The following is a 25,091-nucleotide window of genomic DNA, read 5'->3' as shown; positions in this document are numbered from 1 at the left end:
GGGCGAACCCGACATTCCTTTACTTCGGCCCTGAATACGGGCGGGTATGTTCCTTGCCTTACGCGCGGAGGTCGAGGACGCCCTCGAGCGGGCGCTCTCCGAACTCGACTTCCCGACCGACGACCTCGGGATCGAAGAACCGCCGGAAGACGTCGACAGCGTCCTCGCCTCGAGCGTGGCCTTCCGACTCGCCGGCGAGGCCGGCGCGCCGCCGCCGCAGGTCGCGGGCCAACTCGCCGACGAACTCGACGCCGACGAGCTGACCTACGTCTCTGAGGTACAGACGCAGGGCCCCTATCTCAACTTCCTGCCGAGCGACGCCTACCTCGCCGAGACCCTCGAGACCGCGACCGCCGAGAGCTACGGCGCTCTCGAGGACCGCGACACCAGCGTCGTCGTCGAGCACACGAGCGCGAACCCGACGGGACCGGTCCACGTCGGCCGCGCCCGCAATCCGATCATCGGCGACGCCGTCGCGAACTTGCTCGACTACGCCGGCTACGACGTCGATCGCCACTACTACGTCAACGACGCCGGCCGCCAGATGGCCGTCTTCACGTGGGCCTACGAGACCTTCGACGAGGCGGAGTTAGAGAGCGAGCCGGAACGCGACCGGAAAGAGTACGACCTCGTGCGCTACTACCGGAAAGGCAACGCCTTCCTCGAGAACGGGCCCGAAGACGAAGTCGAGGAGGCCGAGGCCGAGATCGAGTCGATCATGCAGGGCCTCGAGGCGGGCGACGACGAGGCCTACGAGCGAGTCAGCGAAGTCGTCGATCAGGTGCTCGGTGGAATGACGGCCTGTCTCGAGCGACTCCCCGCGGAGTTCGACGAGTTCGTCAAGGAGACGCGGTTCATGCGCAACGGGGACACCGACGACCTCGTCGACCGACTGCAGGAACTCGACGAATCGGTCTACGAGGAGGACGCCTGGCAGCTCGAACTGGACGATCACGGCATCGACAAGAACCTCGTCTTCCTGCGCTCGGACGGCACCTCGCTGTACGCCACCCGCGACCTGGCCCACCACGAGTGGAAGTTCGACAACTACGATCGCGCGGTGACCGTGCTGGGCGAGGACCACAAGCTGCAGGCCAGACAGCTCAACACGACCCTCGAGTTGCTCGGCAACGACACCGAGCAACTCCAGCAGGTGCTCTACTCGTACGTCAACCTCCCCGAGGGGAAGATGTCGACGCGACGCGGCACGGGCGTCGACTTAGACGACCTGCTCGACGAGGCGATCGACCGCGCCCGCGAGGAGGTCGAGGACCGCCTGGACGACCGCATCCGCGACGACGATTTAGACGAGGACGACATCGAGCGGATCGCCCACCAGGTCGGTATCGGCGCGGTTCGCTACGACATCGTCTCCAAACAGCCGACGAAGGCGATCACCTTCGAGTGGGACCAGGCCTTAGACTTCGAGGCCCAGTCGGCACCGTACGTCCAGTACGTCCACGCGCGCTGTTGCGGGATTCTGGAGGAGGCCGGTCTCGACCCCGAGACCGCCCTCGCGGAGCAAGACGTCGAACTCGAGGCCCTCAAGGCCGACCTGCTCGAGACCGAGGCCGAACGCGACCTCCTCGAGACGATCGCGCGGTTCCCGGCAGTCGTCGACGAGGCGGCCGACGACCTCGAGCCCCACCAGATCGCGACCTACACGCGCGGGTTCGCCGACCGGTTCAACGCCTTCTACCGGGAGTGTCCGGTGCTTTCCGACGACGTCGACCCGGACGTCAGGGAGGCCCGACTCGCGCTCGTGGCCGCGTCGAAACACACGGTCGCCAACGCGCTGTCGATCCTCGGCGTCGAAGCGCCGCGCTCGATGTGACGGCGGTCGGATCGCTCGCGGCTACCGCCAGGCGCCGCTGACGGCGGTCGGATCGCTCGCGGCTACCGCCAGGCGCCGCTGACGGCGGTCGACGGCGTCAAAAAGACCGGTTGCGTCGAACGTCGATCGGTCGCTGGAACGGCTCACTCGGCCGTCGACTTGACGTTCTCGAGGAGCGCCTCCGCCGAGAGGTCGCCGTTCTGGTAGTCGACGAGCCAGTCGGTCTTCACGGAGAACGAAACCACCCGCTTGGCGTCGTGGTCGATGACCCAGTCGACGGCGTCGATCGCGTCCGCGAACGCCTCGGTGTCGACGATCGCGCTCTCGTGTGCCTCGGCCAGCGTCTCCAGTTCCGCGTACAGTTTCTGGTAATCGGTGATCTCGCTCGTCGCGACGACATCGACCGTGCTGTCCGCTTGCTCGACGGACGAGACCGAGACTTCGTCGCTCTCGAGGGAGAGTTTCGAGCCGTCGAACCCGGGGATATCCGTACTGGCAGTCTCGTCGGTTCCGTCGGAGTCCTCGGAGTCGCTCTCGTCGCCGTTCTCGGACGCTTCGTTCTCCGTCCCGTCGTTCTCGGAGTTTTCGGTTTCGTTCTCGGACTCGTCGTCGGTGATCGACTCGGTATCGTCGCTGTCGTCGTCCGAATCGTCGTCGTTACTGCCGCTGCCGGTACAGCCCGCGAGTGCGGTTGTGAGCGCTGCGCCACTGCCAAGGAGGATCTTTCGTCGCTCCATGGGCGACCGATCGCTACGGGATTTGATTAGTAATTAGATCGTTACAGTCAGTTCAACGGTTACGCGGAGAGTTTTTCCGAAAGAATGGCCCCTCACTTTCGAAAGCCGGCTGTTAGCACTCGAGCGAGTCGCTATCGACGAGACGCTCGACGGTATGTGCTGTATGAACGACAATATTGACTGATTATCACGACCTCGTGAACGACATCGAACCCGACGCGAATCGGCGGCCGCAAGCGCGAACCGAGCCGTTCAGGCACCACCTACCGGTCCGGACCGGGCGAGACGAGCTCATCGCTCAAGCCGGCGAGCACCGTGAATCGCCGATCAGGTGTCGGATTCGGCCTCGGTGATCGCACTCGAGACGTCGTCGTGGGCGGCCTCCCGCTCGGTGGATTCCTCATCGGTGGGGTCATCGGACGAGTCGGCGGAGTCGGCCGCGGCGGCCTCGGACTCGGCGGCCGCGTCGGCGTCTACCGTCGTGTCGGCGACCGCGATGCCGGCCAGATCGGCCGCGAATTGACGGTAGGCGCCGGCGGCGGGTCCGTCGGGTTCGTAGACGACCAGCGGCGTCCCGGCGTAGACGCTCTCGCGGGCCGCGGGATCGTCGGGGATCGTCGCCAGGAGCGGGGTCTCGAGGCGCGCGGCGATCTCCTCGTAGGAGACGTCGCTGTCGGGGCGGGTTCGCGTGACGACGAGTCCGGAGACCTCGCCGCCGGCGCGTTCGGTCAACTCGAGGGTTTTCTTCGAGTCGTGGACCGCCGCGGGTTCGGGCGTGGAGACGAGAACGACGGCGTCGGCAAGGCCGAGCGGGAGCACGGTTTCGTGACTGACTCCGGCGCCGACATCGAGAAAGACGTAGTCGAACCGTTCGCGGAGGTCCGCGACGACCTCGCGCAGGCCCTCAGGGGAGGTGTCGGCATATTCGTCGAGGCTGGTGCCGCTGGGGACCGCGACGATGTTATCGGTGATCCGGTAGGTGGCGTCGTCGATCGACGCGTCGCCGGACAGCACGTCGTGCAGCGTCGTCGAGTCGGGGGTGAGGCTGACGAACCCGGCGAGGTTCGCCATTCCGAGGTCGGCGTCGACGATGGCGACGCGCTCGCCGGCTTGGGCCAGCGCCGTGCCGAGGTTCACCGTCGTCGTCGTCTTCCCGACGCCGCCCTTCCCGCTCGCGATAGCATAGACCGTCTCGTGAGACATACTGGATACTGTCCGGACAGTGGAACGGCAGGACCTTAAAACGTGACCTCGGCACGCGACTCGACATCGGCCCGCAAACGCCGAGCGGGCGACCGCGAACGCGATGGTAGTCGCCCGCTGGGACTCCCGTCGACACCGCCGTCTCAAAGAATACTTACCCACAGGACCGTTTCCTAGGGACAATGAGCCAGGAGGGCGAACAGGAGCAATCCGACCGGAAGAAATACGAGTTCCGGAAGGTCATCGAGGATCTCAAGGATTTCGACGGGTCCGGGACGCAGCTTGTGACGATCTACGTTCCCGACGATAGACAGATCAGTGACGTCGTTCAACACGTCACGCAGGAACACAGCGAAGCGGCCAACATCAAGTCCAAACAGACGCGGACGGCCGTCCAGGACGCGCTGACGAGTATCAAGGACCGACTTCGGTACTACGACACCTATCCGCCGGAGAACGGACTCGTGCTGTTCTCGGGTGCCGTCGACAGCAGCGGCGGCCGGACCGAGATGGTCACCCGAGTGCTCGAGAGCCCGCCCCAGCCCGTCGAATCCTTCCGCTATCACTGCGACTCGGACTTTCTGACCGAACCCTTAGAGGAGATGCTGGCGGACAAGGGCCTCTACGGCCTGATCGTCTTAGACCGGCGCGAAGCCAACGTCGGCTGGCTGAAGGGCAAGCGCATCGAACCCGTCAAGTCCGCGTCCTCGCTCGTCCCCGGCAAGCAGCGCAAAGGTGGCCAGTCCGCCCAGCGATTCGCCCGCCTGCGCCTCGAGGCCATCGACAACTTCTACCAGGAGGTCGCGGGGATGGCGAACGACCTGTTCGTTCCCCGGCGCCACGAACTCGACGGGATCCTCGTCGGCGGTCCCTCACCGACCAAAGACGAGTTCCTCGACGGTGACTACCTCCACCACGAGATCCAGGACAACGTCATCGGCAAGTTCGACGTCGCCTACACCGACGAGTCCGGCCTGAAGGACCTCGTCGACAACGCCGAGGAGGCGCTGGCCGACGCCGAGGTGATGAAGGACAAGAAGGTGATGGAGGAGTTCTTCGAGGAACTCAACGCCGGCGATCAGGCTACCTACGGGTTCGAGCAGACCCGCCGGAACCTGATGATGGGCGCGGTCGACCGGCTGCTCATCAGCGAGGACCTCCGCAAGGACGTCGTCACCTACGACTGTCCGGAGTGTGGCAACACCGACCGCGAAGTCATCGACCGCCGCAAGTCCACGCCCGACCACTCCTGCAACGACTGCGGCACCGAGGTCGAGGCGACCGAGGACGACCGCGAGGACGCGATCGACCACCTCATCGAAATCGCCGAACAGCGGGGTACCGAGACCAAGTTCATCTCGACGGACTTCGAGAAGGGCGAACAGCTCTACAACGCCTTCGGCGGCTTCGCCGGTCTCCTGCGGTACTCCACCGGCGTCTAAGCACCCCATACTCGCTCCGTTCGCCCGTCCGATCGCTGATCCTTGCTCTCGACTTCGGACAAACCGATTCGTTCGTCGACCGCCGTTGATTGAACGCGTTCCCCTACGGAGCCGTTACCAGTCAGTTGTAATCTCTCCAGTACCGGGAGAAGGGGTGCATTCGCCGATTAGAAGATGTAACGGACGCTACCCTTTTCGATCGTTCGCCGACCTCGATCGAACATGTGGCAGACACCGACGCGCCGAGGGGTACTCGAGGGTGTCGCGGTCGGGGGGCTCGTTCCCGTCGCCGCTACGGGGACCGCCGCGGCGCGGACGACGATGCAGGACGCACCGATCGACGTAACGATTCAGGAGACGAACAGTCCGGTCGAGACGGGGGCCGTCCTCGAGGTGACCGCGACGGTCGAGTACGGCGGCAGCGGGTCCCTGTCGACCGACGCCGTGCTCGTCGTCGGCCACGATCCGACGGTCGTCGACACGCAGTCGATACAGGTGGGTGCCGGGGCCACGGCGACCGTCGAACTCACGTTCGAGACGGCGATCGTCGACAACGATCAGGAGTTTCCGATCTGGGTCGTCGTCGACGGGGCGGCCGATCGCACGAACGTCCTCGTCTACGCGGACGCGCCACCGGTCGCGATCGACATCTACCGGACAAATGATCCCCTCGCGACCGGCGAAGTCCTCGAGGTGACCGCACGGCTCGAGACCGAGGGCGACGTGTCGACGACGGAGACCGTCGAGTTGATCGTCGGCCACAATCCGACGACCGTCGATTCGGCGACCGTTTCGGTGCCGTCCACCGGCGGCCGACTGGTGACCCTGGAGTTCGAGACGGCCCTCGTCGCCAACACGCAGGAGTTCCCGGCCCGGGTGGTCGGCTCGTCCGATTCGGCAGAGCGGACCGTCCGCGTGATCGGGACGAACGACGATCCCGTCGAGACGAACGTGACCTTCACCTCGTGTACGCGGGCCGAGGTCTCGGGCACGTTCGGCGACGGCGACAACGTGGCGGCGAGCACCGGCTTCTACGACGATGCCGGGGGCGAGCCGATCTACGGGAACACGATCATCGAGGACTGGATCGAGATCGGCGCCCACGTCGACGCGCCGTTCGCGGGCACGATCGTCTTCGAGATCGGCGACGAACGCGATGTCTCCGCCACGCCCGACGGCGCTCGCGTGGAGGTTCCGGATTACGGCGAGCTCGGGACGGTGTTAACCGGAATTACGCTGCCGCCGGACTATCCGACCGCGACGATCTCCCACTCGAACCCACAGGCCCAATCCTGTCTCGAGGAAATCAGGAGCAGAGCCGGTGACGGCGGCGAGGGGACCCTCTCGGTTTCGATCTCCGGAACGAACGCGCCCGTCAACGCCGGCGATTTACTCGAGGTGACGGCGGTCGTCGAGAACACCGGCGGCGGATCGGCCTCGGGCACCGTCGCGCTCGTCGTCGGTCACGATCCCCAGCAGGTCGACTCGACGAGCGTCTCGCTCGAGTCGGGTGCGAGCACGACGGTGTCGCTTGGCTATACGACCTATCCGGCGGCCCAGACGACCGAGTTCCCGGTTCGGGTCGAGACCCCGGACGACTCGGCCGTCCGGTCGGTCACCGTCTACGGCACCGAGAGCTAGGTTCGCGGGTCGCGAGAGCGGTCACGCCGCCGCGGAGCGGTTCCTCGAAGCGCGGACGGCGACGACGGCCTCGACTCGAGGCGTTGAGATAGCGATACGCCCGTCCCGATCGAGACGGCCCGACAGGCCGGAGGGACGAACTCGCAGTCGAGCGGCCAAAACTAGAGCGTTCCGCGGAGGCGGACCGCGTCGTCGGTGATCTCCGCGATGCTACCCTCGTCGAGCGGGTGGGCCTCCTCGCTTCTGGATCCCCAGCCGAGTTTCGCCGCGATCGTGTCCGTCAGACTCGGATCCGGTTCGACGTAGCCGCGTCCGTCGTGGACGTCGACCAGCCGGCCGACTTCGGTCCCGTCGGTGTTCAGGACCCGTTTCCCCTCGTCCGCTTCGGTGAGTGTCCTCTCGCTCATACTCGTTCGACGATGATTCGCGCGTCGAGTCCGGTCCGGCGGCCGGACCGACTAGCCGACGACAGGCAGACGCGAGCAATAAATAGCCGAAACCGTTCCGCCGGTCACCGGCCCGTTATCGCCCGCTCGCCCGTTATCGCTCGAGTAGGCACCGGTTACGGCGCGATAGTGGCGTTCGGCGCCGCTCGAAGCGGTGCACAACAGAAGGGTTATGCCGGTAGTCGCGTATTACCAGTCGATCAATGGACGAATCCCCTCCCTTCGCCGCGTCGTTCGACGACCCCCGGATCACGCCCCAGTTTTGCCGCCGGGTGCCCGGGTCGTCGGGCGACTGTATTCTTCTCGGCGTCGTCCACGACCACCCCGCAAGCATCGCGCGCGTTGATCACATCCTCGAGTCGGTCGACCCCGAGACGGTCGCCCTCGAATTGCCGTCGGCGGCTCTGCCGCTGTACCGCGCCTACGCCCGCGACGGCTCCGCGTCGTCCCCGCCCCGCTTCGGCGGCGAGATGAGCGCCGCGATCCACGCGGCGCCCGAGGCCGACGTCGTCGGCATCGACGCGCCGAACTGGTCGTTCGTCCGGCGACTCGTGGCCCGGCTGATCGCCGACCGCGTCTCGCCGTCGACGGCCCGCCGCGTCCTCTCCGGTCTGGGCGGCGCGACGCGGGAGGCGCTGACCTGTCGCGTCGCGGCGACGCTGACCCACGCGACGTCGATGACCATCGCCTGCGACGATCCGATCGAGTACGACTGCGACCACGACGACACGCCGGAGCGCCAGGCCGCCCACGAGCGCTCCCACGTCGCCAGCGTCCAGGCGCTGCTGGGCAGCGTCGCGACCGAGGGCAGCGCGCTCACCTACCGCGACGACACCCGCGAGCGCTGCATGATCGATCGGCTCGAGGCGCTGCGAACCGAGACCGAGAACGACATCGTCGCCGTCGTCGGCGTCGATCACCTCGAGACGCTGGCGGACGCGCTGTCGGCGTAGGCCGGTCGAGTTGCTTTTCGCGGCCGTCGTCGCCGCATCGGCAGTCCTCACGGGCGAGGAGAGGGTTCGTTGCCGTCGTCGTCACTTCGGACGCGACGGACGCCGACGATCGACGAGAAGAAGGTTACCGCTTGGCGGGCGGTTCGATCAGGATTTCGCCGTCGCTCGAGACCGTCACGTAGTGGTCGCGGACGGTGAAGCCGAGCGAGCCGCCGCTTCGCTGGCGGCCGTCGTGGCGCGGGCGGAAGAGTCTGTCCAGAGCCTCGGGATCGATGGCGTCGTACAGCGAGACGTATCCGTCGGTGACGTCGGTACCCATGCAGTCGGCCAGCGCGTGGCTCACGGTCGTGCTGAGCCTGGCCGAACTATCCGGGTCGTGCGTTGCGCGGTAGACCGATGGAGAGCGAGACTGCGAGGCGGGGGAGTGAGTAGGGTTTCCGTGCATGACTGTTCGTCGTCCCTGCCCACTGTGTGCTTGAAGACCAAAAGCGTAATCGTTCATTACTCGGTTATTTTGACGGATGTATCGAGTATTCGTTACGCAATGTGACAGTCTATTTTTCGAGAATGGCGAATCGAAGGGCACAGGGCCGACTCGAGGACGGGTTCTCGGTGGACTTCGGCGAGGCGGTCCCCGACCGTCGAGGCGGCGACCGGAATCGAGACCGATGCGACGGGCTCACCGGCGGAGCGCCGAGATGCAGTTCCAGCAGTAGGTGAACGTCTGGTCGGCTTCGTTCCGGACGCCGCAGTGGGGACAGCGGATCGTCTCGCCGTCGAACTCGAGGTCGTAGTCGCCCTCGGGATCGTCGGGGTCGCCGACGTCGTCGACCGCGCGCGGATACCGGTCCGGTCCCGGCGGGGTGCGGGAACTCGCGCGGTCGGGGTCGGCGAACGAGGGCGAACCCGTGCTGTCGCCGTCGTCCCCGCGGAGGTAAACGTAGTACAGTACCAGGTGGAGGAGGGCGAACAAGACCACGTAGCCGATGAGCCAGCCCCAGAGCTCCATCAGTGTGCGATAGGTTCTCAAGGCACTTGGATATTCCCCGCCTCAGGAATTGCTGAGAGTCAGAAAGGGGCGACTAACAGGCTCGGCGACCGGTCAGCTGAGGTCGCGTTGGAACTCGTCGAAGACCTCAAGATCGTCGGGGAGATCGTACTCGATGCGGCGCTGTTCCTGACGGTTGACGCCGGCCTCGTCGATCGGCGTGGCGACGTCCTCCCAGCCGGGTTTGATCTTGACGCTCTTGGCGGGCGTGCCGATGGCGATGTGGTGGGCGGGCACGTCGTGCTGGACGATGCCGCGCGCGCCGACGATGGCGTTCTCGCCGACTTTACAGCCCGCGCGGACCATCGCGTCGTAGGTGAGGCGGACGTCGTCCTCGACGACGGTGTGGTAGTTGCGGACCTCGGTCTGATCGACGACGTCGTGGTCGTGGCTGTAGATGTGGACGCCGTCGGAGATCGAGACGCGGTCGCCGATGGTCAGCTTCCCGCGGTCGTCCAAGTGGACCTCGTCGTGGACGACGGTGTTGTCCCCGATCGTGATGTTGTGACCGTAGGTGAACGTGATCCCCTTGAAGAAGCGACAGCCGTCGCCGCAGTCCTCGAAGAGGTGTTCGGCGAGCATCCGACGGAATCGGAGCGCGAACTCGACGTTGTCCGCGATCGGCAGGCTGTCGAACTGCCGCCACAGCCACTGGAGGTGCTTCGAGCGGCGGAACTTTTCTTCGTCCTTCTCGGCGTAGTACTCGCTCTCGAGGGTCGTGTTACAGGGGTCGTAACTCTGCAACCGAACGCGCTCGGCCGGCGAGACCGACTCGCCGTTCCGCCAGCGCTCGTAGGCCTCGCGGTCGCCCGAGAGATCGATTAGGACGTCCTCGACGACCGAACAGGTGTCCTCGTCGCTCGAAAGTCGCCGGTCGACCTCGTCGATGAACTCGCGCATTCCCGCCTCCGCCTCCCCGGGGAGCGAGACGTACCGCTTTGTCATAGTCTGGAGTATTGTCGCCGTGTTCATAGGAGATTCGATTGAGTAATCGGCTTGCCGGATCGGTCCCAAACCGCGAGAAGCCGGCGAGCGGCCCCGTCGGCGGCGATAGTACCGGGGGACGCCCTCAGGGAAGTACCGGTCGCACCGAAGGTGGTCTCGAGGCGCTGGCGCGAGTTCGTCGTGCTAATTGTGCCCAATGAACACGTGACGTCGCAGTGAACGACGAGACGTCGGAACCGCCGGTCGCTCGGTCGGTCGGCTGCGACGACAGTCACCGTAACCCGGGAAAACCCTCAATTCCGTGTCAATCGTACGCTCGGTACGCGCGCCCCGTTCGTCGGCGCACGGGTATCCAATGAGTGAACAACGTCAGCGAGAACCGAAGGGCATCGATCCGGAGTACGACCACCTCCGGGAGGACGGCGTCGACGAGGAGCGCCTCGAGTCGCTGCTCTCCGAGTACACGCTCCGCCGGGACGAACACGAGAACGCGCCCGGATTCGTGATCCGCCCGGACGACGTCCAGGAGGTGCTGGCGCTGTTGCGCGACGAAGCCGGCTTCGACCACCTGTCGTGTCTCACCCCCCAGGAGTACGAGGATCGCTACGAGTCGATCCTCCACCTCACGAAGTACGCGAACCGCACCCACGAGGTGACGCTGGTGGTCCAGCTCCCGAAGCACGAGCCCGTCTGTCAGACCGCCGAACCCGTATTTCGGACCGCCGACTGGCACGAGCGGGAGGCCTTCGACCTCGTCGGCATCGAGTACGAGGGCCACCCCGACCCGCGGCGCATCCTCCTGCCCGAGTCGTGGCAGGGCCACCCGCTCACGCTGGACTACGACCAAGAGAAGCCCCAGGTGGTCAGCTACACCGAACACGCCAATCCGATCCAGCCGGACCACCGCGAGGCCGAGAGCGACACGATGTTCCTGAACATCGGCCCTCACCACCCGGCGACCCACGGCGTGCTCCACCTCGAGACGGTGTTAGACGGCGAGACGGTCGTCGACGTCGACCCCGATATCGGCTATCTCCACCGCTGTGAAGAGCAGATGTGCCAGAACGGCACGTACCGCCACCAGATCATCCCCTACGCGGACCGCTGGGACTACACCGCGAACCTCCCCAACGAGTGGGCGGTCGCCCGCGCCATCGAGGATCTCGCGGACATCGAGGTCCCCGAGTACGCCCAGATCCTGCGGACCATGTCCGTCGAGTTCGGGCGGATGCTCGGTCACTTCCTCGCGGTCTCGACGTTCGCGCTGGACGTCTACGGCGACTTCACGGCCATCTTCCAGTACGGCATGCGCGATCGGGAGGTCGTCCAGGACATCCTCGAGGACCTGACCGGCCAACGGATGATGTTCTACTTCTTCCGGCTGGGCGGCGTCGCCTGGGACCTCCCCGAACCCCGCGAGGAGTGGATCGAGAAGTGTCGGGACTTCCTCGACGAACTCCCGTCCAAGGTCGACGAGTACCACGACCTGCTCACCGGCAACGAGATCTTCCAGCTCCGAACGATAAACACCGGCGTTCTCGAGCCCGAGGTGGCGAAAGACTACGGCTGTACGGGCCCCGTCGCCCGCGGCTCGGGCATCGACTACGACGTCCGCCGGGACGATCCCTACGGCTACTACGACGAACTCGAGTGGGACGTCGTCACCGAGGACGGCTGCGACAACCACGCGCGGGTCCTCGTTCGCCTGCGGGAGGTCGAGGAGTCGGCCAAGATCATCGAGCAGTGTCTCGACCTGCTCGAGGACTGGCCCGAGGACGAGCGGACCGTCCAGAGCAACGTCCCCCGGACCCTCAAGCCGGACGCGGGCACCGAAACCTACCGCACCGTCGAGATCGCCAAGGGCGAACTCGGCGTCTACGTCCGCTCGGACGGCTCGAACTCGCCCGCCCGCTTCAAGATCCGCAGCCCGTGTTTTCACAACCTCTCGGCGCTGCCGGAGATGGCAAACGGCGAGTACGTCGCCGACCTGATCGCCTCGCTCGGCAGTCTGGATATCGTCCTCGGAAGCGTCGACCGCTGAGATCGACGGCTCCCGATCGAGTCAGCGAAACGCGTCGACGATATCCGTTCGGCGGATCGGTCGTCGCAGCGCGAAGGAATACGTGGCGCTCCCGGCGACGGAATCGAGAACAGTTAACTGCGACGTCACCCGAGCACGGGACACATGTCGATCGATGGCTGGCGGCCGACCGCCGTCGCCGCGACGGATCGCCGGAGGGGTCTCGAGCGCGACTGGCGGAGCGTCCGCGTCGGCGCGGCGATCGTCGCACCGGCGAGCGCGTTCGAACTGCAGGTCCCGCGATGATGCGATGAACGGCCGTCGACTGTTGCCGGGGCTGCTGGCCCTCTGTCTCGGCGCGATACTCGCCCGAGCGCTCGCCGTCTCGCTGGGGTTCAACCGGCTCCTGCTCGCGATCGCGCTCGGGTTCGTCGCGACGAACGCCGTAGGCATTCCCGACCGCCTCGAGCCCGGGATCGCGACGCACGGCCTGTGGCTGGCCGGGGGAATCGTGCTCATGGGCGCGTCGATCTCGCTCGGGACCGTCCTCGAGGTCGGCGGACTCGTCCTGGTGCTCGTCGTCGGCGTGACCGCGACGACGCTGCTCGCCGTCGAGTTCCTCGCGCGCAACGTGTTCGGGCTCGCCGATCGGATGGGGTCGCTGCTCGCGGCCGGCGCCAGTATCTGCGGCGTCTCGGCGGTCGTCGCGGTCGCGGGTGCCGTCAGCGCCCGCGAGGAACAGATCGCCTACGCGGCCGCGACGGTCCTGCTGTTCGACGCGATCACGATCGTCGTCTACCCGATCGTCGGCGACCTGCTGGACCTCTCCGGGATGGTGTTCGGCACGTGGGCCGGCGTCAGTATGTTCTCGACGGGGCCCGTCGTCGCCGTCGGCTTCGCCCACTCCGACGTCGCCGGCCAGTGGGCGACGATGACGAAGTTAGCGCGAAACGCTCTGATCGGCGTCGTCGTCCTCGCGTACGCGAGTTACTACGCCCACGCGGGTGGCGGCGGTCGCCCCTCCGTCCGGACGCTCTGGAACGAGTTCCCGACGTTCGTGCTGGGCTTTCTCGCGCTCGCCGTCGTCTCGAGCGCGGGCGTCCTCTCTTCGGCCCAGGTGACCTCGATCGAGAACGCCTACGACTGGCTGTTCGTGCTCGCGTTCGTCGGCCTCGGAACCGAGATCCGGCTCGCCGATCTCCGGGCGACCGGGCCGATGCCCGCCGTCGTCGTTCTACTGGCGTTGCTCGTCAGCAGCGCGCTCTCGCTCGCGGCGTTGCTGGTACTGTTTTGACCGAGGGAATCGAAGGTAGCTGCCCATATCACACGTGTTCGCAGGCGCCGGCGACCCGGTGTCCATCCTCACCGGTCGGCTCCCCCGGCCGCGAGCAAAGCGCGATCGAATCGGGGTTCGCCCACGGAATCTATTTGGCGTCGGCGCGCCACTGCGAACGTATGTCTGACGGCGCATTCGAGGGATACGGCGGACGACACGTCCCCGATCCCCTGCAGGAGCCGCTCGAACAGCTCGCAACCGCCTACGACGAGGTCGCCGAGACCGACGACTTTCAATCGGAGCTACGCGGACTCCTCGAGGAGTTCGCCGGGCGACCGACGCCGCTGTACTACGCCAGCAACCTGAGCGACCGGTACGGCGCCGAAATCTACCTCAAGCGGGAGGACCTGCTCCACGGCGGCGCACACAAGATCAACAACGCGCTCGGCCAGGCCCTGCTGGCCAAGCAATCCGGCCGAGAGCGGCTCATCGCCGAGACCGGCGCCGGCCAGCACGGCACCGCGACCGCGATGGTCGGCGCCCTGCTGGGCCTCGAGACGGAGATTTACATGGGGAAGAAAGACGTCGAACGGCAGGAGATGAACGTCTTCCGGATGCGGCTGATGGGCGCCGAGGTCAACGAGGTGACCCGCGGCGACGAGGGGTTGGCCGACGCCGTGGACGCGGCCCTCGAGGACTTCGCGGAGAACGTCGAGAACACCCACTACCTCGTGGGCAGCGTCGTCGGTCCCGACCCGTTCCCGCGGATGGTCCGGGACTTCCAGAGCGTCATCGGTCGCGAAGCCCGCGAGCAGTTTCAGGACCGGACGGGCGAGTTGCCCGACGCCGCGGTCGCCTGTGTCGGCGGTGGCTCGAACGCCATCGGGCTCTTCCACGCCTTCCGCGAGGACGACGTCGACTTCTACGGCGCCGAGGGCGGCGGCGAGGGGAGCGACTCGAACCGCCACGCCGCGCCGCTCGCGAGCGGGACAGACGACGTCATCCACGGGATGAAGACGCGCGTGCTCGACGACGACGTCGAGGTCCACTCGGTATCCGCGGGGCTCGACTACCCCGGCGTCGGCCCCGAACACGCCATGTTCCGCGCGGTCGGGCGCTGCGAGTACACCGGGATCACCGACGAGGAAGCGCTCGCTGCCTTCCGCGAACTGAGCGAAACGGAGGGGATCATCCCGGCTCTCGAGTCCAGCCACGCGATCGCGCGGGCGATCCAGTTGGCCGAAGCGGGCGACCACGAGACGATCCTCGTCAATCTCTCCGGCCGGGGCGACAAGGACATGGAGACCGCGGCCTCGAAGTTCGACCTCTCACAGTAGCGAGGAAACGAGAGTTTCGCGTTCGGCTCTCGCGTTATTGATTAGTCGTTGATAGTACATTTTCTTTATTCAGCGTGAGAGGGGAAGTCGTGTTCGGCAGCGGTGTAGTCTTGTGCAGTCCGAAGAGGCCTCTACTTAGAACGAGCCGCCAATAGTGACGTACACAAAGATTCCAACGACGGTAGCAATCACGTTGAGGATATACATAATCACGTAATCTTTGGGGTCCATACAGATGTGCCCTTAGGCTGTTCACTAAAATATTATGAAATAAGAACGTTCAGTAAGCGGATGTACTCGGCGAATTATCTAACCCCGTTTCAGCCCAGAGTCTGGATAATGCGATCGTGTTACTATCTGCTATAATTGGGCGAGGGGTTCGAGAGGTTGGAAGTAAAACAAAGGGTCCTACTATCGTGGCAACAGGGGTTTCCCACCCTCCCCAACCGATTCGCTCACTACTTACGGTTCCCGGTGGTCACCGTTCGCTTCCGAGGGATTCACTCCGTTCATCCCTCACACCGCTCGCTCATCTCTCGCACGACTCCGTCGATCGGTCCTCACAGTCGTTCGGACCGATCGCCAGCGTTCGCCACCGCGACCGAATTCGATTGGTACGCGCTCGAGACCGTCCGTACTCTCGGGAGGCGTCAAACAGTTCTGCAACGGACCTACCCGAAGTTCTCCTGCTACCGCGCCGCGCCACATCTCGTCTGTTACAGTCCGTCGCGCACGCGATCCGCCAGCGCCGCCGCCTCGTCGGACGCGAGTCGGTCACGCGACAGCGAGACGTTATCGGTGGTGTCCCGCGGCAGGAGGTGGCTGGAGGCGTGTTCGACGGTGCCGACTAACGGCCCGCTGGTGTGAAAGACGCTGAAGCCGTCGGGATCGAGGATCGCGCCAGCGACTTCTCGGATCGTCTCGAAGACGGCGACAACGTCGCTTATAACAGCCCGTACTCCTCCCGAAGCATCCGGTACTGCTCGAGGTACCGCTCGGCGACCGCCGACCGATCGTAGTCGGCGAACCGGTCGTCGAACGTCCGGTGTTCGAGGTCACCGGCCGAGAGGATGGCGTCGGCGAGTTCGTCCTCGCTGGTCGTCCGGAAGCCCCGCTCCCAGCCCTCGACGAGTTCGTGGGCGCTCGAATCGACGTGGTACTCGACGATGCCGACGCAGCCGGCGGCCAGCGCCCACAGCATCTCCGTGGGGAACACGCAGTGTTCGGCCGTCTGCGCGAAGACGTGGGCCCCGCGGTAGGCCGCGATCCGCTCCTCGAGCGAGCAGTCACCGACAAAGGAGAGTCGGTCTTCGATCCGGAGGTCCCTCGCGAGTCGCTCGTAGGCCTCACGTTCGGGCCCGTCGCCGATCACGGTCGCGGTCCAGTCGCGACCGCGGAGTTCCGCCAGCCCGAGCAGGAGGCTCTCGAGGTTCGCCCCCTCGTCGAGCCGCCGGGCGTAGACCACGTCGACGCGGTCGTCGGGCGACACGTCCCGAACGCGCTCGAGGTCGATCGGATTGGGCACCGTCTCGACGCGGTCGCCGTCGGCGCCGCGTTCGCGGACCCACGTGGCGACGAGCTCCGAGGGTGCGACGATCCGATCGGCCCGTCCCGTCGCCCGCCTGGTCCACCAGTCGTCGTCGACGCCGCCGTCGCCGTACCACTCGGCGACCAGCGGCGCTCGCGCGATCCGCGCCCCCCAGCCGGCCGCCAGTAGCGCGGTCGGCGGCCGGGCGGTCGCGTGGACGATATCCGGTCCGGCCGCCCCGAGGTCGAACGGAAGCCGAAGGCAAAACGAGCGCCGGGCGTCGGGGTCGTCCGTGACGGCCCGGTAGGTGACGTCGTCGCGCTCGAGCGTCGGCGAGTCGCCGTCCCAAAATCGCGCACAGAACAGGTGGACGTCGTGGCCCGCATCGGCCAGGAGTTCGAGCGTCGACTGGAGGCGCCGGTTCGTCTCGGTATCGCGGTGGCGTACCGTTTCGAGCGAGACGAACGCGATTCGCATACTCGGTCGCCACGCACCCCCCGGCTATAAAGTCACTTTTTTCGTCCCGTTGACGCACCGACGCTCGTCGCGAGGTGACGTCGGTGCGTCTCGAGTCCCGCGAACCGAGCGACTCTCGAGCGAGACGATCGAGTCCTGCGCTGGAACGAGAGCCGAATAACACGGCCGGATCGGACGCTGCGGCCCTCGGTCCGTTTCGAACCGATCACTCGCCGTCACCGACCGGGAGCACGTCGCTGAAGAAGCCGGTGATTCGCTCGACGATGGAACTCCCGTCGTCGCCGTCGCCTTCCGCCGGGGTCGCCGCGTCTTCCGAACTGTCGTCCTCCGCTGTGGATTCACCGGCCGTGTCGTTTTCGTCGTCAGCACCGTCTCCTTCGCCGGTTTCAGCGTTCTCGTCCGACTCGTCACCGTCCGTGTCGGTCTCGTTACTGTCCGTCTCGTCTTCCCCGCCGTCCTCATCGCCTTCGCTGCCTTCGTCTCCCGAATCGTTCTCCGCGTCTTCACCGTCCTCGTCGTCGACACCCCCGTCAGCTGACTCGCTCTCGCTCGAGTCGTTCCCGTCGTCCGAATCGTTCCCGTCAGCGCCCTCGTCTCGGTCCGGAGAGTCGTTGGCCGCGGCGTCCTCGGTTTCCTCGGCCGCAGCCCCGTCGTCCTCGAGCCCGTCGATATCGACCGACTCCTCGCTGTCGGTGGTCTCCGACTCGCCCGTCGAAAATCCGACGCCGATCGCGGCGATCGTCAGCCCGAACGCGACGAGCACGACGACCACCATCGCGAGGACCGCGCCGGTCGAGACGCGCTCGCCGCCGTCGGGTTCGCCCCCAGTATCTTGCATCGTATCGCAGGCTTTCGGCTCGAGGCAGTTTGTTACGCGTTGCGATCAGGTGTCGAGTCGTCGAGTCGAACGGCGCTCTGCGCGGGCGTGCACGCCGCAGGCGCCGGAATCGATCGTTTCGCCCGCGGACTCGATCGCTCGTCGCTGTAAGATCACCCTAGCCGCGCTGCGATGCCGAACCGATTTGGGACAACGCGGTTCGGCGCGCGATCGCTCTCGACTGCGACCGGCGGCGGGCGGTCGGGGCTCGTCGATTCCCGGCAACGGCATCGCCTCAACCCAAACCACTACCCACTCGAGGCGTCATCCCCGTGTATGGGCAGCTACGAGATCGAACGCTACCTCAATATTCGAAGCGCCTACGGGACCTCCTTCGGTCCGGACGGCGAGCGGCTCTCCTTCCTGATGAACACGACCGGGACGCCCCAGGTCTGGACGCTCGAGGAACCCCGCGCGTGGCCCGAACAGCGGACCTTCTACGACGAGCGGGTGACCTTCGCCTCGTGGTCGCCCGAGCGGCCGGAACTGATCTTCGGGATGGACGAGGGCGGCAACGAGCGCGCCCAACTCTTCACACTCGACGCCGAGACGGGCGAAATCGAGAACCTGACGGCGATGCCCGACGCCAAACACCGGTGGGGCGGCTGGAGCCACGACGGCGAGCGGTTCGCTTTCGCCTCCAACCGCCGCGACGAGTCGGTCTTCGACATTTACGTCCAAGACCGCGACGAGCGGGGAGCGGACGCGGAACTCGTCTACGAGGGCGACGGCTGGCTCTCGCTGTCCGGCTGGAGCCCCGACGACTCCCGGCTGCTGGTCTCTCAGGCCTACTCCAACTTCGACCAGGAGCTGTACGTGCTCGACCTCGCGGCCGACGAGCCCGACCTCGAGCACCTCACGCCCCACGAGGGCGACGTCCGCTATCAGAGCGCCAGTTGGGCCCCGGACGGCGAAGGTATCTACCTCGTCACTGACGAGGGCGACGCTGAGACCCTCTACCTCGCGTATCTCGACCTCGAGAGCGGAGCCCTCGAGACGGTCGCCGACGGAGACGGGTGGAACGTCGGCGGCATCGCGCTGGACGACGAGACGGGCCGGTTCGTCTACTCCCGGAACGTGGAGGGCTATACCGACCTGACCGTGGGCGAATTCGACGAGAGCGATCCCACCGCGTTCGAGACCTTCCCCGAACCCGACCTCCCGGGCGGCATCTCCGGCGGCGTGAGCTTCGACCCCGACGCCGAGCGCTTCGCGCTGTCGACGACCGGCGACGCGGTCAACACGAACGTCTTCGTGGTCGACGTCGAGAGCGGCGAGACCGAACAGTGGACGAGCGCGCCGACGGCGGGCATCCCCCCCGAATCGTTCGACGACTCCGAACTGGTCCACGTCGAGAGCTTCGACGGGCTCGAGGTACCGGGCTTTCTGACGCTTCCCGACGACGCCGAAGACGGTGAGACGCCGGTCATCGTCGACATCCACGGCGGCCCGGAGAGCCAGCGTCGGCCCTCCTTCTCGTCCGTCAAACAGTACTTCCTCGACCGGGGCTACGCCTACTTCGAACCCAACGTCCGGGGCTCGTCGGGCTACGGCGCCGACTACGCCAGCCTCGACGACGTCGAGAAGCGGATGGATTCGGTCGCCGACATCGAGGCCTGCGTGGAATGGCTTCGAGAGCACCCCGCCGTCGACCCCGATCGGATCGCCGCCAAGGGCGGCTCCTACGGCGGCTTCATGGTGCTGGCCGCTCTGACCGAGTACCCCGACCTCTGGGCCGCCGGCATCGATGTCGTCGGCATCGCCAACTTCGTCACGTTCCTCGAGAACACGGGCGACTGGCGCCGCGAACTCCGTGAGGCCGAGTACGGCTCGCTCGCGGAGGACCGCGAGTTCTTAGAGGAAATCTCGCCGACGAACAACATCGAGAACATCGAGGCGCCGCTGTTCGTCCTCCACGGCGCGAACGACCCGCGCGTCCCCGTCGGCGAGGCCGAGCAGATCGCCGAGAAAGCCGAGAAACAGGGCGTCCCCGTCCGAAAACTGATCTTCGAGGACGAGGGCCACGGCTTCTCGAAGCTCGAGAACCGCATCGAGGCCTACTCCGCGATCGCGGACTTCCTCGACGAACACGTCTGATCGACTCGAGACGGATTCGGGCCGCCAGTTTTGTTAGCTCGTATCGGACGTTAATCGTTCCCCAATACCTTAGCAAGACTTACAGTTCATCGGTCTGGAGAGACATGTATGCCCGCTATCAAAACGACCGCCCTGACCAAACGGTACGGCGGGGACGTCCTCGCGGTCGACGGCCTCGACTTGACCGTCGAAAACGGCGAAGTCTTCGGCTTCCTCGGCCCGAACGGCGCCGGGAAGTCAACGACGATCAACATGCTATTGGACTTCGTTCGCCCCTCCGACGGAACCGCGACGGTGCTCGGACTCGACGCGCAGGCCGACACCGACGAGATCCGCCACCGAATCGGCGTCCTCCCCGAAGGCGCGAGCGTCTACGATCGGCTCACCGCGCGCGAACACCTCGAGTGGGTCATCGATACCAAGGGAACCGACGACGACCCGGACGCCCTCTTAGAGCGGGTCGGGCTCACCAGCGAAGACGGCGATCGAGCCGCCGGCGGCTACTCGAAGGGGATGACCCAGCGACTGGGCTTCGGCATGGCACTGGTCGGCGACCCCGACCTCCTCATCCTCGACGAACCCTCTTCGGGCCTCGACCCCACGGGAATGCAGGAGATGCGCGAGATCATCCAACAGGAGGCCGAACGGGGGACTACGGTCTTCTTCTCGAGTCACATCCTCGGCGAGGTCGAGGCCGTCTGCGACCGAATCGGCATCATGAACGAGGGGAACTTGGTCGCGACCGGCACGCTCGACGACCTGCAGGGCGACCTCGACCTCGGCGCGCCGATCTCGCTCGAGGTCGCGACGGTGCCCGACTCGCTCGCCCTCGAACGAGTCGAGGGCGTCCGCTCGGTCAGCGTCGAGGGGACGACGATCACGGCGACCTGCGCCGACCCCTCGGTCAAGGTCGACGTCGTCGAGCGCGTCGCCGCGACGACGACCGTCAAGGACATCATCTCCGAGGACACCTCGCTCGAGCAACTGTTCAACACCTACACGAACGGTGAGCGCGCGGGAGACGAAGAGAAGGCCGAGACACCGTCACCGGAGGTGTCGGCATGAGCACGTTAGCCGTCGCGAAGAAGGACTTCCTCGACGTCCGCCGGGCGAAGATCGTCTGGTTCGTCTCGAGCCTCTACCTGCTTCTCGCGGTAGCGATGTTCTACTTCGGTCAGAACAACGCCGAGGAGCCCGAATTCCGAAACGCCCTGCAGAGCCTGACCGGCACCGGAGCGTTGGTTCTCACGCTCGTCGCGCTCGTGACCGCCTATCTCGCCATCGCCGGCGAACGCGAGTCCGGCAGCATCAAGTACATGCTCTCGATCCCGAACAGTCGTCGCGAGGTCGTCCTCGGGAAGTTCCTCACCCGGTCGGGCGTCGTCGTCGCTTCGATCCTCCTCGGCTTCGGCATCGGGACGATCCTCGGCTACCTCTGGTATCCGTCGGTCGACCTCGAGTTGCTCCTCGGTACGCTCGCGTTGACGATCCTGTTTACGCTGACGTACGTCTCGATCGCGATCGGCATCTCCGCCGCGACGGCCTCGCGCTCGCGGGCGATGGGCGGGACGATCGCCTTCTTCTTCGTGACGACCGTTCTCGTCCTGTTCGGACTGGTGAACACCGCACTCGGCTGGATCTTCAACGACGTCCTCGGCCGCGATCTCTCCGGAGAGGTGCTCACCTTCATCGAGGCGCTTGTGAGTCCGATGATAGCGTTCTCGAGAGCGTTTAACATCTTCCTCGCGGACCTGCCCGAAGAGGCCTTCCAGGATCAGCCGTGGTATCTCGAGGGCGAGATGATGATCGTCATCCTGCTGGCGTGGCTCGTCGTCCCGCTCGCGCTCGGCATCTGGAAGTTCGAACGGGCCGATCTGGGCTGAGCGCGATCAGTCGATAACGCCCGTCTTCGTCGCCACCTCGAGCGCGGCCCGCTCGTTCATCCCATCGCCCAGAATGGTGTAGCGATCGCGGATCGCGTGGCAGGTCGTCAACGCCTCGAGCACCGTCTCGTCGTCGATGCCGAGTTCGGCGGCGGTCGTCGGCGCGTCGATGCTGTTCAGCGCGTCCCGAATGTCCCGCCAGATACCGTCCTCGCCGCCATGGAGGTAGGCGGTCATGATCGAGCCGACGCCGACCTGGTGGCCGTGGAGGGCCGCGTCGGGCGCCAACCGATCCAACTGGTGTGAGAAGAGGTGTTCGGCGCCGCTGGCCGGTCGCGAGGAGTCGGCGATGCTCATCGCGACCCCCGAGGACATCAGCGCCTTGCTGACGACCCAGGCCGACTCCTCGAGTCCCGGGCGGATGAGGTCGGCGTTGTCGACTAAGATCTCAGCGGTCATCTCCGAGAGCGCGGCGGCGTACTCGGAGTACTCGACGTCCTTGAGCCGTTTGGCGAGCCGCCAGTCCATCACCGCGGTGTAGTTGGAGATGATGTCCGCACAGCCCGCGGTCGTCAGTTCCCACGGGGCCTGCGAGAGCACCTCGGTGTCGGCGACGACCGCCAGCGGCGGCTTGGCCGCGACGCTGTGGCGGGTGTCACCGTCCGGGACGGAGCCCCGATTGCTGATGACGCCGTCGTGACTGGCCGCCGTCGGCACCGACAGAAAGCCCATCTCGAGGTGGTGGCTGGCCATCTTGGCGATGTCGATGGCCTTGCCGCCGCCGATGCCGATCAGGTAGGCGGCCTCGGCGGCCTCGGCGGCCTCGATCACGTCCTCGACGGCCTCGAAGGACGCCGTCTCGACGGTGACGACTGCGGGGTCGATCCCGGCGGCCTCGAAATCGGCGGCGATCGGGTCCGCCGCGACGTCCTTCGGCGTCGGACTGGTCACGAACAGCGGCCGGCCCTGCAGGTGCAGATCGTCGACGACGTCGACGACTCGGTCGATGACGCCGTGCCCGACCACGACGTTGCGCGGCAGGCGAATCCACGTCGACTTCTCGAACATACGGTTCCTCACTCACCCGCGGGCTATGTGTTTTTCCTGTCGTATCCGTCGGGAACTCGAGCCGCCGCCCCGTCGGCCGTCAGACGGTGTCCAGAATCCCCAGCACACGCTCCTCGGCGTCCCGTTCGGGACCGTGCTCGCTCCCGTCGCGGTCGCTCTCGAGGTGGGCGTCGACCGCGCGGTCCATCGCCTCAGTGGGCGAAGTCGCCTCCCAGCCCAGATCGGCGAGTTTCGCCGTCGAGAGGACGTGCGGGTAGTCCCGATAGAGCACGTAGTCGTCGAGTTCGATGTCGCCGGCGGCGAGTTCGCGCGGGCCGGCGGTGACGATTTCGACGTCGGTCTCGAGCCGGTCCGCGATCAGTTCGACCATCTCCGCGAGCGTGACGAGCCGTCGGTCGCCGACGTTGTAGGCCTCGTCAGGCTCGCCGCGCTCGGCGACGATCCGGAGCGCACTGGCGACGTCCTCGACGTACGCGCGGTGCCAGACGTTGGTGCCGTCGCCGGGGACGACGACGCGGTCGAAGCGGTTCACGCGGTCGATCCACCAGTCGAGGCGCTCCGTGTAGTCGTGGGGACCGTAGACGACCGGCGGGCGGACGCTCATCGCGTTCACCCCCTGCTCGGCGGCCGCGAAGACGGCCCGGTCGCCCTCGGCCTTCCGATTGCCGTAGGTCTCCATCGAGTCGTCGGTCGCCTGGTCGGGCGTACAGGGTTCGAGGGGCGTCTCGTTCTCCCGCTTGGGAATGTCCTCGCGGCCGTAGGCCGAGCCGCTGGAGACGTAGACGTAGGCCTCGCAGTCCGCGAAGATCCGCGTCGCCTCGCGGACGTCCCGGGGCTGGTAGGCCACGCAGTCGAAGACCGCGTCGGGGTCGACGGTCGTCGCGGCCGCCTCGAGGGCCGCTTCGTTCGTCCGGTCGCCCTCGACGCGGTCGACTCGGTCGTCGTCCGCGAAGGGATTCTCGTGGCTCCCGCGATTGAGGATCGTCACGTCGTAGTCGTGCTCGAGGAGTTCTTCGACGAGGTGGCGCCCGATAAAGCGCGTGCCGCCGATAACGAGTGCATCGTCCATATCCGATCCTCGACGGTCGCGTGGAAAACGGTGGCGAACCGGACGGCGGTTTGACCCGCTCGCCGTCGGCGAGCCCGGTCGACCGCCGCGCCGACAGTGACCACTCGACGCGGACGAAAGTCACTCGCGGCACGAACTGGTTCTTTTTCCCCGTTCGTCGTAGCCGACGGTACCCATGACGTCACAACAGCGGCCGGAGCGCTCTCCCGAGTATCCTCTCGAGTGCGACCACTGTCACTATCCGATCCCCGGCGAACCCGACGAGACCGACGACGGGCAGTTCTGTTCGACGACCTGTCTCGAAGCCGGCAAGGACGGAGACGAGGTGCCCGATCCGAGCGCGTACAAGCGCATCGTTACGGGCGTCGAGCCCCTCGACTCGTTGGTACCGAACGGCGTCCCCGCCGACTCGTTCGTCTGTCTGTCGGGAGAGGCGGGGACCCGCCGGAGCGAACTGCTGACCGAACTCGTCTGGCGCGCCATCGAGCGCGGCGAGCCGGCCGTCATCCTGACCGCGACCACGCCGCCGGCGGCGGTCCTCGAGCGCTTCTTCGAGAACGGCTGGAACGTCCTGCCGGCCCTCGAGGACGACCGCCTCCGGCTCGTCGACTGCTTCACCCACCGGCTCGCGGATCGCGACGCGTTCCGCGACCACCGCGGCGAATGGATCGAGTTCGTCGGCGAGGCCGCCGCCGACTCGATCGTCCCGATCGAGGAGCCGACCGACGTCGAGCCGATCCTGCGGGAGCTGAACGCGGCGCTCGACGACCTCGAGATGACCGAGACCGGGCTGGTCGCGATCGATTCGCTGAGTGAACTCGCTCGCGGCCTCGAGACGGACCACGTCCACGAGTTCGTCACCGAGACGCGGGCGACGGTCTGCAAGGCGCGGTACGTGCCGATCTTCGGCGGCTGGACGGCCGGCGACGAAGGTGTCACGATGGACGAATCGGTCTTCGACGGCGTCGTCGACCTGCGGCTGGCCGATCACCTCGAGCCCGACACGCGACTCCGCCAGCTGGGCGTCCGGAAGCTCACCGGCGCCCGCTTTCTCCCCCAGTGGATCACCTACGAGTACGAACCGGTTCGGGGCCTCCTCGCGTCCGTCGTGGAGACCGCCGGACAGGCGACGCCCGGCGGCCCGCCGTCGCGGGAAATGCAGGGCGTTCGGGAGCGGCGCTGACACGTTCGAGCGCGTGCACGCTAGCGC

At 66.3% G+C, this 25,091-nt stretch carries 22 protein-coding genes and 1 pseudogene; 12 read left to right on the top strand and 11 right to left on the bottom strand.

Annotated elements, in window-relative coordinates; translation table 11 throughout:
- The first annotated feature begins 46 nt into the window (after nt 1-46).
- Nucleotides 47-1,834, top strand: a complete 1,788-nt coding sequence (argS, locus tag C477_RS07820; protein WP_008893924.1) for an arginine--tRNA ligase — start codon at nt 47-49, stop codon at nt 1,832-1,834.
- A gap of 143 nt (nt 1,835-1,977) precedes the next feature.
- Here the strand turns inward: argS and C477_RS07815 are convergent, their stop codons facing one another.
- Both C477_RS07815 and minD read right to left on the bottom strand, forming a co-directional pair.
- Entirely contained in the window at nt 1,978-2,571 is a 594-nt protein-coding gene (locus C477_RS07815) for a hypothetical protein (RefSeq protein WP_008893923.1), read from the bottom strand.
- Between the two features lie 327 nt (nt 2,572-2,898).
- Nucleotides 2,899-3,774: a cell division ATPase MinD gene (minD, locus tag C477_RS07810; RefSeq protein WP_008893922.1), complete on the bottom strand. Its 876-nt coding sequence runs from the start codon at nt 3,772-3,774 to the stop codon at nt 2,899-2,901.
- A gap of 182 nt (nt 3,775-3,956) precedes the next feature.
- Between minD and prf1 the strand changes: the two genes are divergently transcribed.
- Nucleotides 3,957-5,216, top strand: a complete 1,260-nt coding sequence (gene prf1 / locus C477_RS07805) for a peptide chain release factor aRF-1 (protein WP_008893921.1) — start codon at nt 3,957-3,959, stop codon at nt 5,214-5,216.
- A gap of 222 nt (nt 5,217-5,438) precedes the next feature.
- Nucleotides 5,439-6,857, top strand: coding sequence for a CARDB domain-containing protein (locus tag C477_RS07800; RefSeq protein ID WP_008893920.1), 1,419 nt, complete (start codon nt 5,439-5,441; stop codon nt 6,855-6,857).
- A gap of 161 nt (nt 6,858-7,018) precedes the next feature.
- On the opposite strand, the gene C477_RS07795 is transcribed toward C477_RS07800, so the two are convergent.
- Nucleotides 7,019-7,264 carry a hypothetical protein gene (locus tag C477_RS07795; protein WP_008893919.1) on the bottom strand — a complete coding sequence of 82 codons (246 nt, stop codon included), beginning with the start codon at nt 7,262-7,264 and terminating at the stop codon, nt 7,019-7,021.
- A gap of 242 nt (nt 7,265-7,506) precedes the next feature.
- Here C477_RS07795 and C477_RS07790 point away from each other — a divergent pair, with 242 nt between their 5' ends.
- Nucleotides 7,507-8,256, top strand: coding sequence for a hypothetical protein (locus tag C477_RS07790; protein WP_008893918.1), 750 nt, complete (start codon nt 7,507-7,509; stop codon nt 8,254-8,256).
- A gap of 124 nt (nt 8,257-8,380) precedes the next feature.
- Here the strand turns inward: C477_RS07790 and C477_RS07785 are convergent, their stop codons facing one another.
- The 3 genes from C477_RS07785 to C477_RS07775 all read right to left on the bottom strand — a co-directional run bounded on the left by C477_RS07785 (nt 8,381) and on the right by C477_RS07775 (nt 10,249).
- On the bottom strand, nt 8,381-8,701 hold the full coding sequence (locus tag C477_RS07785; RefSeq protein WP_049914407.1) for a HalOD1 output domain-containing protein: 321 nt from the start codon (nt 8,699-8,701) through the stop codon (nt 8,381-8,383).
- A gap of 234 nt (nt 8,702-8,935) precedes the next feature.
- A complete protein-coding gene (locus tag C477_RS07780) occupies nt 8,936-9,265 on the bottom strand; it encodes a DUF7577 domain-containing protein (RefSeq protein ID WP_008893916.1) in 330 nt (109 codons plus the stop codon).
- A gap of 93 nt (nt 9,266-9,358) precedes the next feature.
- Nucleotides 9,359-10,249 carry an acyltransferase gene (locus tag C477_RS07775; RefSeq protein ID WP_049914405.1) on the bottom strand — a complete coding sequence of 297 codons (891 nt, stop codon included), beginning with the start codon at nt 10,247-10,249 and terminating at the stop codon, nt 9,359-9,361.
- Between the two features lie 355 nt (nt 10,250-10,604).
- On the opposite strand from C477_RS07775, the gene C477_RS07770 reads away from it, so the two are divergent.
- The 4 genes from C477_RS07770 to trpB all read left to right on the top strand — a co-directional run bounded on the left by C477_RS07770 (nt 10,605) and on the right by trpB (nt 14,882).
- Nucleotides 10,605-12,290, top strand: a complete 1,686-nt coding sequence (locus tag C477_RS07770) for an NADH-quinone oxidoreductase subunit D (protein WP_008893914.1) — start codon at nt 10,605-10,607, stop codon at nt 12,288-12,290.
- Between the two features lie 144 nt (nt 12,291-12,434).
- Nucleotides 12,435-12,575 carry a hypothetical protein gene (locus C477_RS24020; protein ID WP_008893913.1) on the top strand — a complete coding sequence of 47 codons (141 nt, stop codon included), beginning with the start codon at nt 12,435-12,437 and terminating at the stop codon, nt 12,573-12,575.
- A gap of 4 nt (nt 12,576-12,579) precedes the next feature.
- A complete protein-coding gene (locus tag C477_RS07765; RefSeq protein ID WP_008893912.1) occupies nt 12,580-13,563 on the top strand; it encodes a YeiH family protein in 984 nt (327 codons plus the stop codon).
- Between the two features lie 161 nt (nt 13,564-13,724).
- Nucleotides 13,725-14,882: a tryptophan synthase subunit beta gene (gene trpB, locus C477_RS07760; protein ID WP_008893911.1), complete on the top strand. Its 1,158-nt coding sequence runs from the start codon at nt 13,725-13,727 to the stop codon at nt 14,880-14,882.
- A gap of 716 nt (nt 14,883-15,598) precedes the next feature.
- Here the strand turns inward: trpB and C477_RS24485 are convergent.
- The 3 genes and pseudogenes from C477_RS24485 to C477_RS07750 all read right to left on the bottom strand — a co-directional run.
- A pseudogene (locus C477_RS24485) lies at nt 15,599-15,826 on the bottom strand (HIT family protein); the annotation flags it as partial.
- Nucleotides 15,826-16,887: a glycosyltransferase gene (locus tag C477_RS07755; protein ID WP_008893910.1), complete on the bottom strand. Its 1,062-nt coding sequence runs from the start codon at nt 16,885-16,887 to the stop codon at nt 15,826-15,828. The gene C477_RS07755 and the pseudogene C477_RS24485, both read right to left, overlap by 1 nt.
- A gap of 205 nt (nt 16,888-17,092) precedes the next feature.
- Nucleotides 17,093-17,725 carry a hypothetical protein gene (locus C477_RS07750; protein ID WP_008893909.1) on the bottom strand — a complete coding sequence of 211 codons (633 nt, stop codon included), beginning with the start codon at nt 17,723-17,725 and terminating at the stop codon, nt 17,093-17,095.
- Between the two features lie 315 nt (nt 17,726-18,040).
- On the opposite strand from C477_RS07750, the gene C477_RS07745 reads away from it, so the two are divergent.
- From C477_RS07745 to C477_RS07735, 3 genes are all read left to right on the top strand, one after another.
- A complete protein-coding gene (locus C477_RS07745) occupies nt 18,041-19,861 on the top strand; it encodes a S9 family peptidase (RefSeq protein ID WP_008893908.1) in 1,821 nt (606 codons plus the stop codon).
- Nucleotides 19,862-19,969: 108 nt separating this feature from the next.
- Nucleotides 19,970-20,926 carry an ABC transporter ATP-binding protein gene (locus C477_RS07740; RefSeq protein ID WP_008893907.1) on the top strand — a complete coding sequence of 319 codons (957 nt, stop codon included), beginning with the start codon at nt 19,970-19,972 and terminating at the stop codon, nt 20,924-20,926.
- Nucleotides 20,923-21,744 carry an ABC transporter permease gene (locus tag C477_RS07735; protein WP_008893906.1) on the top strand — a complete coding sequence of 274 codons (822 nt, stop codon included), beginning with the start codon at nt 20,923-20,925 and terminating at the stop codon, nt 21,742-21,744. The genes C477_RS07740 and C477_RS07735 overlap by 4 nt, the downstream gene beginning before the upstream one ends.
- 6 nt (nt 21,745-21,750) lie before the next feature.
- Here C477_RS07735 and C477_RS07730 read toward each other — a convergent pair whose 3' ends face one another.
- Together C477_RS07730 and C477_RS07725 are read right to left on the bottom strand one after the other, a co-directional pair.
- Nucleotides 21,751-22,812 carry an NAD(P)-dependent glycerol-1-phosphate dehydrogenase gene (locus C477_RS07730; protein WP_008893905.1) on the bottom strand — a complete coding sequence of 354 codons (1,062 nt, stop codon included), beginning with the start codon at nt 22,810-22,812 and terminating at the stop codon, nt 21,751-21,753.
- A 79-nt stretch (nt 22,813-22,891) separates the two neighbouring features.
- Nucleotides 22,892-23,881: an NAD-dependent epimerase/dehydratase family protein gene (locus C477_RS07725; protein WP_008893904.1), complete on the bottom strand. Its 990-nt coding sequence runs from the start codon at nt 23,879-23,881 to the stop codon at nt 22,892-22,894.
- A 175-nt stretch (nt 23,882-24,056) separates the two neighbouring features.
- Between C477_RS07725 and C477_RS07720 the strand changes: the two genes are divergently transcribed.
- The gene (locus C477_RS07720) at nt 24,057-25,064 is read left to right on the top strand and encodes an RAD55 family ATPase (RefSeq protein WP_008893903.1); all 1,008 of its coding nucleotides are present in this window, start codon (nt 24,057-24,059) and stop codon (nt 25,062-25,064) included.
- The last annotated feature ends 27 nt before the right edge of the window (nt 25,065-25,091 follow it).

This window comes from Haloterrigena salina JCM 13891, from assembly GCF_000337495.1.
GTDB classification, from domain to species: Archaea; Halobacteriota; Halobacteria; order Halobacteriales; family Natrialbaceae; genus Haloterrigena; species Haloterrigena salina.
The sequence above is the reverse complement of the archived record's forward strand: the minus strand, read 5'-3'. Positions and strand labels throughout refer to the sequence as shown.